7 protein-coding genes and 1 pseudogene are annotated in these 7,291 nt (G+C 37.3%); all 8 read left to right on the top strand.

Annotated features, from left to right (window positions below; translation table 11 throughout):
* Positions 1-99: 99 nt before the first annotated feature.
* The 8 genes and pseudogenes from tnpC (at position 100) to BB781_RS14710 (ending at position 7,261) form a co-directional block, all read left to right on the top strand.
* Positions 100-1,500: pseudogene (gene tnpC, locus BB781_RS16255) on the top strand (IS66 family transposase).
* A 379-nt stretch (positions 1,501-1,879) separates the two neighbouring features.
* Entirely contained in the window at positions 1,880-2,419 is a 540-nt protein-coding gene (locus tag BB781_RS14675) for a GNAT family N-acetyltransferase (protein WP_094229213.1), read from the top strand.
* Positions 2,420-2,954: 535 nt separating this feature from the next.
* Entirely contained in the window at positions 2,955-3,680 is a 726-nt protein-coding gene (locus tag BB781_RS14685; RefSeq protein WP_094229215.1) for a DUF6444 domain-containing protein, read from the top strand.
* A gap of 504 nt (positions 3,681-4,184) precedes the next feature.
* Positions 4,185-4,421, top strand: coding sequence for a DUF7557 family protein (locus BB781_RS14690; protein ID WP_094229216.1), 237 nt, complete (start codon positions 4,185-4,187; stop codon positions 4,419-4,421).
* Positions 4,421-4,684, top strand: a complete 264-nt coding sequence (locus BB781_RS14695) for a type II toxin-antitoxin system RelE family toxin (protein WP_207205307.1) — start codon at positions 4,421-4,423, stop codon at positions 4,682-4,684. Before BB781_RS14690 ends, BB781_RS14695 begins: the two co-directional genes overlap by 1 nt.
* 118 nt (positions 4,685-4,802) lie before the next feature.
* A complete protein-coding gene (locus BB781_RS14700; protein ID WP_242492684.1) occupies positions 4,803-5,252 on the top strand; it encodes a site-specific integrase in 450 nt (149 codons plus the stop codon).
* A 250-nt stretch (positions 5,253-5,502) separates the two neighbouring features.
* Positions 5,503-6,525, top strand: coding sequence for a hypothetical protein (locus BB781_RS14705; protein ID WP_094229218.1), 1,023 nt, complete (start codon positions 5,503-5,505; stop codon positions 6,523-6,525).
* On the top strand, positions 6,512-7,261 hold the full coding sequence (locus BB781_RS14710; RefSeq protein ID WP_094229219.1) for a hypothetical protein: 750 nt from the start codon (positions 6,512-6,514) through the stop codon (positions 7,259-7,261). Before BB781_RS14705 ends, BB781_RS14710 begins: the two co-directional genes overlap by 14 nt.
* The last annotated feature ends 30 nt before the right edge of the window (positions 7,262-7,291 follow it).

Raw genomic sequence — 7,291 nt, forward strand, 5'->3', positions numbered from 1 at the left:
GCTCTACGTATTGCACTGCTTGAAGAATGTGTCAGGCATCTGGAAGAAATGCTTGAAAAGAACGGCAGTGTGGCGAATTTGCTGTAAATTGTAGTTTAAATTTTTGTAGCTAGTAGAAATAATTGCTCTCTTAATATTGATTTTTTAACTCAAATACGTCTGGAAATTCGTCATTTTACAGCAAATTGTGCATATTGCCAAAAGAACAGTCTCAACAGTAGCAAACCACCGTCTACTGATTCTTATGCACGGAATAAACCAAAGGTTAAAAGTCAGAGAAAAAAGAGCGATAGATCCGTAGGTGGACAAAATGGTCATCCGGGTACTACTTTAAGAATGAATGATAATCCCGATGAAATAATCGTTCATCATGCTGACAAATGTACTAATTGTGGAAGCTCGTTAGCTTCCATTCCTTCTGGCTATGAAAGAAGACAGGTCTTTGACATCCCACCGATAAATATCACGTGCATTGAACACCGTTGTGAGATAAAAACATGTCCTAAATGTTCCCATGTAAACAAAACCGTTTTTCCGGAGGGTGTGACTAAGCCGACTCAATATGGTCCCCAAATCAAGTCCTCTGCAATTTATTTACACATTTACCAATTACTTCCTTACCATCGTGTTACCAGTTTGTTCTCTGACATGTTAGGATGCAGGATAAGTACTGCTACAATAGTGAACATAGTGCACAGTTGCTTCGATAAACTTGAACCATTTGAAAATGAAGTGAAACATCTCCTTAAACAATCCCCTGTGATCAATCTGGATGAAACAGGTTTGAGAATAAACGCATCCTGCAATTGGCTTCATGTAGCAGGTACTAAAACCCTCACATATTATTTCCCACATAGAAAGAGAGGTTCGGAAGCAATGAATGCTATGGGCATTCTACCGGGTTACACTGGTGTTGTAACACATGATTTCTGGAAACCGTAAAACAAGTACTATTGTCAGCATTCATTGTGTAATGCACATCTGTTACGTGAGTTAACCGGAGCTTCAAAAAACAGTGATCAACAGTGGCCAAAGATGATGGCAGACCTGTTGATGTGCATTAAAGATCATATTGATGAGGGTCTTTTAGATACTGAGTTAATTCAAAGGTTCAGTGAAGATTATGATCACATCACTTGCTTAGGGGTGAACAAAAACCCTCCTGATCCTCAATCCAATGTGCAGTCAAAAAAACGAGGACATAAGAAGCAAACCACGGTAAAGAATTTGCTGGATCGATTTATAGGCTACAAGCAAGATATCTTGCGGTTTATGTACGACCCAAACGTTCCGTTTGATAACAATCAGGCTGAAAGAGATATCAGGATGACGAAAGTACAACCGAAGATATCCGGTACCTTCCGCAGTGAACAGGGTGCAAGAAATTTCTGCCGGATAAGAGGATACGTTTCTACTGTTAACAAGAAATCTCAATCTGTTATCGACCCGATCAGTGCAATATTCTATGGGGATCCACTTATTCCTTCATTGCAGAATTGAGCGTAGATAGAGACATCAGCTAAGTGAGGGGAGCTGGGCTGAATAATTACAAAACAAGCATGCAAGAAAATAAAGAGACAAACAACCACTAGGAAAAAAGAAACACTTCGATTCTAATGAACATAAAAAAGATAGACAGTGAGTTGATCAAAAACAAAACTGTCAAAGTTGGGACATAATATGGATGAGGCAAACAAGAAGACATGGATTGATTATGAAATATAGTGGTACAAAGTCTGTCTGGAATATGGAAACTCCCCGGTATCCTGAGAGACACTGGCCCATTCTTAAGCTTCGAATATTATCTGTTCTGATAGGTTCTTATGCAGAGCTGTAAGCATTATCTATATAATAAGAAAAAATCATTGTTGTAATAGAAATGTATATTCGAGAGGCAAACAGGTCGGACTTCAATGATATAATAATAATTGAAAAAGAGGCATTTCCTTCTGAAGATGTAGCGGATCTGGTCGGTCAGCTTTTAACAGACAAAAGTGCAGAGCCGTTAGTATCACTGCTTGCCTTCAAGGATGACGAGGCTGTTGGGCATATTCTTTTTACAAGGGCAACAATTGATTCTGAGGGGCCCTCTCCATCGATATATATACTTGCCCCACTGGCAGTTAGACCGGATCATCAACGACAGGGAATCGGAGGAATGCTGATAACCGAGGGATTAAAGAAATTAAAAGAAATGGAAGTTGAGATGGTTTTTGTTCTGGGGCATGAAGAATATTATCCACGACATGGATTTATTCCCGATTCTGCAAGCCTGGGATTTACTGCACCTTTCCCCATACCCGAGAAAGATGCAAATGCCTGGATGGTACAGGCTTTAACCTCTGAGGGGTTGAGCAAGGTCAGAGGTACGGTTGTGTGTGCAGAATCATTAAACAGACCGGAACACTGGAGAGAATAGGACCTTAAGATAGAAATGAATAAAGGCATTCTAACCGTATATAGAACTATCCTAAGGTGTCTTACTAAGAGTGGGGAATAAAGGATTAACATGCTACAGAAACAAATACTATTGTTATATTTTTCAGGTTCAGGTAGTACAAAAACAATGTCTGAAATTTTAAAGCATAAACTTGAGATTCTAAAATATCAAGTTGATTTAGTGGACATTGATATTACGACAAATCCTAATATTATATCGAAAGTAACTATTCAGCCATCCTTCCAGCAATTAAGTAAAAATCAATATACTATGACCTCATTTTAACGTTCAGAAAAAAGATTTTATTGATCTGAGGGGATTTGTATGAGACTGTCGGAAAAGTCACCTAATCTGAAAATTATTGCTATACGTACTGAGCTAAATAGTCATGAGTATCAATATAATCATTATCAATAACTAGTTTAAAAGAAATCAATAATGATATGTTCTAAGCTATTATTGTTATAATTACTCAGTATTTTCATACGAATCGACTTTTCCGACAGTCTCTTGTATAGAACGAGAAGAAATACTTGCAGTTTATGATGCTGGTCCTGAGGCAGTCGTCGAACTTGTTACTCAGCTATTTTTGATAATAGAAAAACTGGAAGAACGTGTCAAGCATCTGGAAGAGATGCTTGAAAAGAATAGTCACAATAGTAGCAAACCACCGTCTACTGATTCTTACTCACGGAATAAACCAAAGGTTAAAAGTCAGAGAAAAAAGAGCGATAGATCCCCAGGTGGTCAAAATGGTCATCCTGGTACTACTTTAAGAATGAATGATGATCCTGATGAAGTTGTTGTTCATTATGTTGACAAATGTACCAATTGTGGAAGATCGTTAATTTCCATTCCCTCCGATTATGAAAGAAGACAGGTCTTTGACATTCCACCAATAGCAATTAAGTGTACTGAACATCGTTGTGAGATAAAAACATGTCCTAAATGTTCCACGGTAAAGAATCTGCTGGGTCGGTTTATTGGGTACAAGGAAGAGATCTTGCGGTTTATGTACGACCCAAACGTTCCGTTTGATAACAATCAGGCTGAAAGAGATATCAGAATGACGAAAGTACAACCGAAGATATCCGGTATCTTCCGTAGTGAACAGGGTGCAAGAAATTTCTGCCGGATAAGAGGATACGTTTCTACTGTTAGCAAGAATTCCCTGTCTGTTATAGACTCGATCAGTGCAATATTCTATGGGAATTCACTTATTCCCATATTGCAGAATTGATCGTAGAGAGAAATCAGCTTGGTGGAAGGGAGCTAGGCTGAATAGTTACCATTTTTTTTCATCTCTTAAAAATTACAATAGATACTACTATTTAATAGTTTTTTTTCGACCGGCATATTTATAGTACAAGTGTAATTATATTTACTTTAAATTTAATAAAATATGAAATGATTTGTTTGTTTATATTGAGACTGTCGGAAATGTCAATTCGTATGAAATTTAGATCTAGTTATAGCAACAATAGCCAAGAACACTCTCACCCCAGTTTCTTTTGAAGTAGTCAATGATAGTGTTTTTATAATTGTCATGACTATTTGACTCTACACGCATAGCAAAAGTTGCTTTATTCGGGGACTTTTCCGACAGTCTCTAGAAATAAAATATAATAATACTGAAATAGTTTCTATCTACAGAACAAATCACCTGTCATTTTAGGCTATAATTGCAGGCTTCTTCGTGGCATAAGAATATTAATATATAGTATACTAGCGTATACTGTAGTATATGACTGCAGCTACAACCATAAAGATTGACCCTCAACTAAAAGATAACCTTGACAAGTTGAAATTATTTCCCAGGGAAACTTATAACGACGTAGTTTCACGCTTGGTTGATATGGCATATGATTCTGAACCCATTAGTGACGATACACTTAGAAGGATAGAAGAATCATTGGAAGACTTCAAACGTGGTAAATACTACACACAAGAAGAAGTCGAGGCTGAGCTGGGGCTTAGTTGATGTATTCAATTCTCTACTCCCCAGGAGCACTGAAGGACATTAATGATCTCCCTGTAGATATTGCGAAAAAGATAGTATCAGCTATCAAAGAGATCAATGATAACCCCAAAACACATGTTAAGAAGCTCAAAGGCTTTCCTAAATCACCCTTATACTCATTAAGAGTTGGTGACTACCGTGTGATTATGAGTATTGAGGATGAAAAACTGATTATTTTTGTTATTGAAGTTGGCCATCGGAGTAAGATTTACCGCAAGTATTGAATATTATCAATCATGCCGTTTTATACTATAATCACAGGTTTTATCCGCCATTTCCTGCAGGATATGTGAAGATCTTCAGGTCAAAAACGATAAAAACCTGAGAAAATAGTAAAACCACATGGAAAAAATCGAGCCTATTCATACCCCTGATGGAACAAGGATCTTAGGACCTTATGAACTGGATATCTTCCGGGATTCAATAAGCAAGGATTATCTTACTACTATATTTGATGTTTGTTTCTGGTCCGGGATGCGTTACGTAGAGGTCCAGAGACTGCACGCTCATCCGGAATGGTGGCTGAAGGTCCGCAGGACAATACACCTGCCTGAAGAAGCACAGAAGAAGGCCAAAAGAAAGCAGCTGGAAAGATACATACATCCCATTCCTCCGCAACTGGAGAATGTCCTGAACTACTTTTTCAAGAATAAGCAACCACCTTCACAGTCAACCTGGAATGAGAATCTGTTAAGGTGGGGTGAAAGATCAGACCTTGATCTTGAAGGCCTGAGCAGCAAAACAACCAGGAAAAGTATAGAGTCCTGGATGGTGCTGCAGGGATTCCGCTGAACATAGTATGTCTTCGCCAGGGACACGATAAGCTTACTTCGATGAATCATTATCAGGGGCTACCATTTACCGAAGCTGAAAGAATGGAGATCCAGAGAAGATTGGCAGGGTGGATATAAGTAACTCAGAAGGAACAAGAGAACTGTTGAGAGCACAAGTTATCACTGATGATCTTATATACCTATCATTAAGCAAAGATATGTATCACTGATAAGTTTATATAGATATCATCATATAGTGATAATTACTTATGATAAAAGAAGAATCAAAGGAATATGAAGATATAATTGACTACATTAAGGGGTATCTGAAGATTTCATCTAATTATCAGGATACAAGCCTTAAATCATTATATGAGTATTATTCACTTGATATCCCCCTTCGCCCAGATGCTATATTGGAAGATCATGAATCCATATATTTCATTGAAATAAAATCAAAAGCTACAATCGATACAATTGCAAGAATGAATCTTCTTCGTGATCTTATGTTACAGCGCGAATATCGAGAGAAGAACATTAGCTTGATTATAGCTGCAAAATCATTCTCAGAGAGAGAAAAAAGAATAATGAATCAGCTGGATATTATCATGGTAAAACTTCCATGGTCTTTTAAATCTACAATGAATCAGCAATTTAGTGTCAAAACTACTCGGATCACATCAGATAAATCATGGAAAGTGGTCTCTCGTTTGTTGAAGGAGACAAAAACGTCAATCCGGCAATTATCAATCCTGGAAGACATATCTTATGGCTGGGCACACAAAACAATCCAAACATTAATTCAGCAGAACATTGTGAAGCAGGATCATAATTATGTGAGCATCTCAAATGTAGATAAACTGCTGAATGGTGTTGCATGGGAACGTCCTCTTGTAAATCTTAAAAGCCATGAAATAAGTATTCCTTTTGATGATTCTACATATGCAGCAAGAGAAATTACAGAAGCTTTTGCATTGCAAGACATACCAGTAGGATTTACATCATATACTGCAGCAACACTCTGTACAGGTTATGGAGTACGGAATGATACGGTTTATCTATATCTGAAAGATGAACATGTCGAGTATTTCAAGGAATTGTTTGAATCTTCTTCACCAACTAATGTAAAGGCAATGATTTATCGACCTGACAGAGATGTTTTCCAAGATACTTTGGAAAAAGAGGGAATCAGGATAGTATCTGCTTCACAGATACTTCTAGACCTAGCAGGAATGGGATATTCTGCAATGGACATTACAAAACAGATGGTTTTGATATATGACAAGATATGACCAAATGAGCAATATCATCAAATTTTCCTTAGAGGAGTTAGGTGAAATTACTCAATATTTGAGCGAGAGGGAAAATGCTGGCAACCCTACAACTGTACTCATTGGTGGTTGGGCAGGTGATTCATATAACTCTTGGTATGGATCAATTGATATCGATCTAATCACCAACATTAGCACACGAAGTAGTTTAAGTTATTTTTTGAGAGAAGAACGTAATTTTATACCATATAAGCTGCCGGGAGTGTCCACTGGCGTTCAAAAGAATACTGAAGCAGGCTCAATAATAATCGATTTTGAGACAAGACAGAAACCTTTTCCCTTTGAAGGCAGAGTTGAATCATTGGATTTTACTATTCTTGACGGAAATACCGAAACAAGGAAAAGAAGAGGAAGCATTGAAATAGCAGTACCAAATCGAGCAACATTACTTGTTTTAAAATTAAAAGCTATATGGGATCGTCATTACAGAATTGAGAAACAGACAAGTGATGATATTGAGTGGGAAAGAGGAAAACTGATAAAAGATCATGCTGATTTACTGGCATTAATAGATCCCAATTATGGCGGATATCAAATTGATATTCCAGTCTTAGGGAAACTATTAGAATTGTATCCATTCCTTGAAGAATCCCTCATTTCTGTATATGAATCAGAGGAAGGGATTGAAAAATATAGCAGAATGTCACCGAAGAATGCTAAAACTGCCATTGATACGATTTTATCTTTAATACATTAAAAGAAACATTAGCAGTAATACACTTACAGA

The sequence above is a fragment of the Methanolobus psychrotolerans genome (assembly GCF_002243045.1).
Classification (GTDB): Archaea; Halobacteriota; Methanosarcinia; order Methanosarcinales; family Methanosarcinaceae; genus Methanolobus; species Methanolobus psychrotolerans.

What these genes read in the sequence shown, in the direction of transcription:
- BB781_RS14710 (WP_094229219.1), top strand. Translation starts at nt 6,512, where the DNA reads ATGACAAGATATGACCAAATGAGCAATATCATCAAATTTTCCTTAGAG.
- BB781_RS14695 (WP_207205307.1), top strand. Translation starts at nt 4,421, where the DNA reads ATGTATTCAATTCTCTACTCCCCAGGAGCACTGAAGGACATTAATGAT.
- BB781_RS14675 (WP_094229213.1), top strand. Translation starts at nt 1,880, where the DNA reads ATGTATATTCGAGAGGCAAACAGGTCGGACTTCAATGATATAATAATA.
- BB781_RS14690 (WP_094229216.1), top strand. Translation starts at nt 4,185, where the DNA reads ATGACTGCAGCTACAACCATAAAGATTGACCCTCAACTAAAAGATAAC.
- BB781_RS14705 (WP_094229218.1), top strand. Translation starts at nt 5,503, where the DNA reads ATGATAAAAGAAGAATCAAAGGAATATGAAGATATAATTGACTACATT.
- BB781_RS14700 (WP_242492684.1), top strand. Translation starts at nt 4,803, where the DNA reads ATGGAAAAAATCGAGCCTATTCATACCCCTGATGGAACAAGGATCTTA.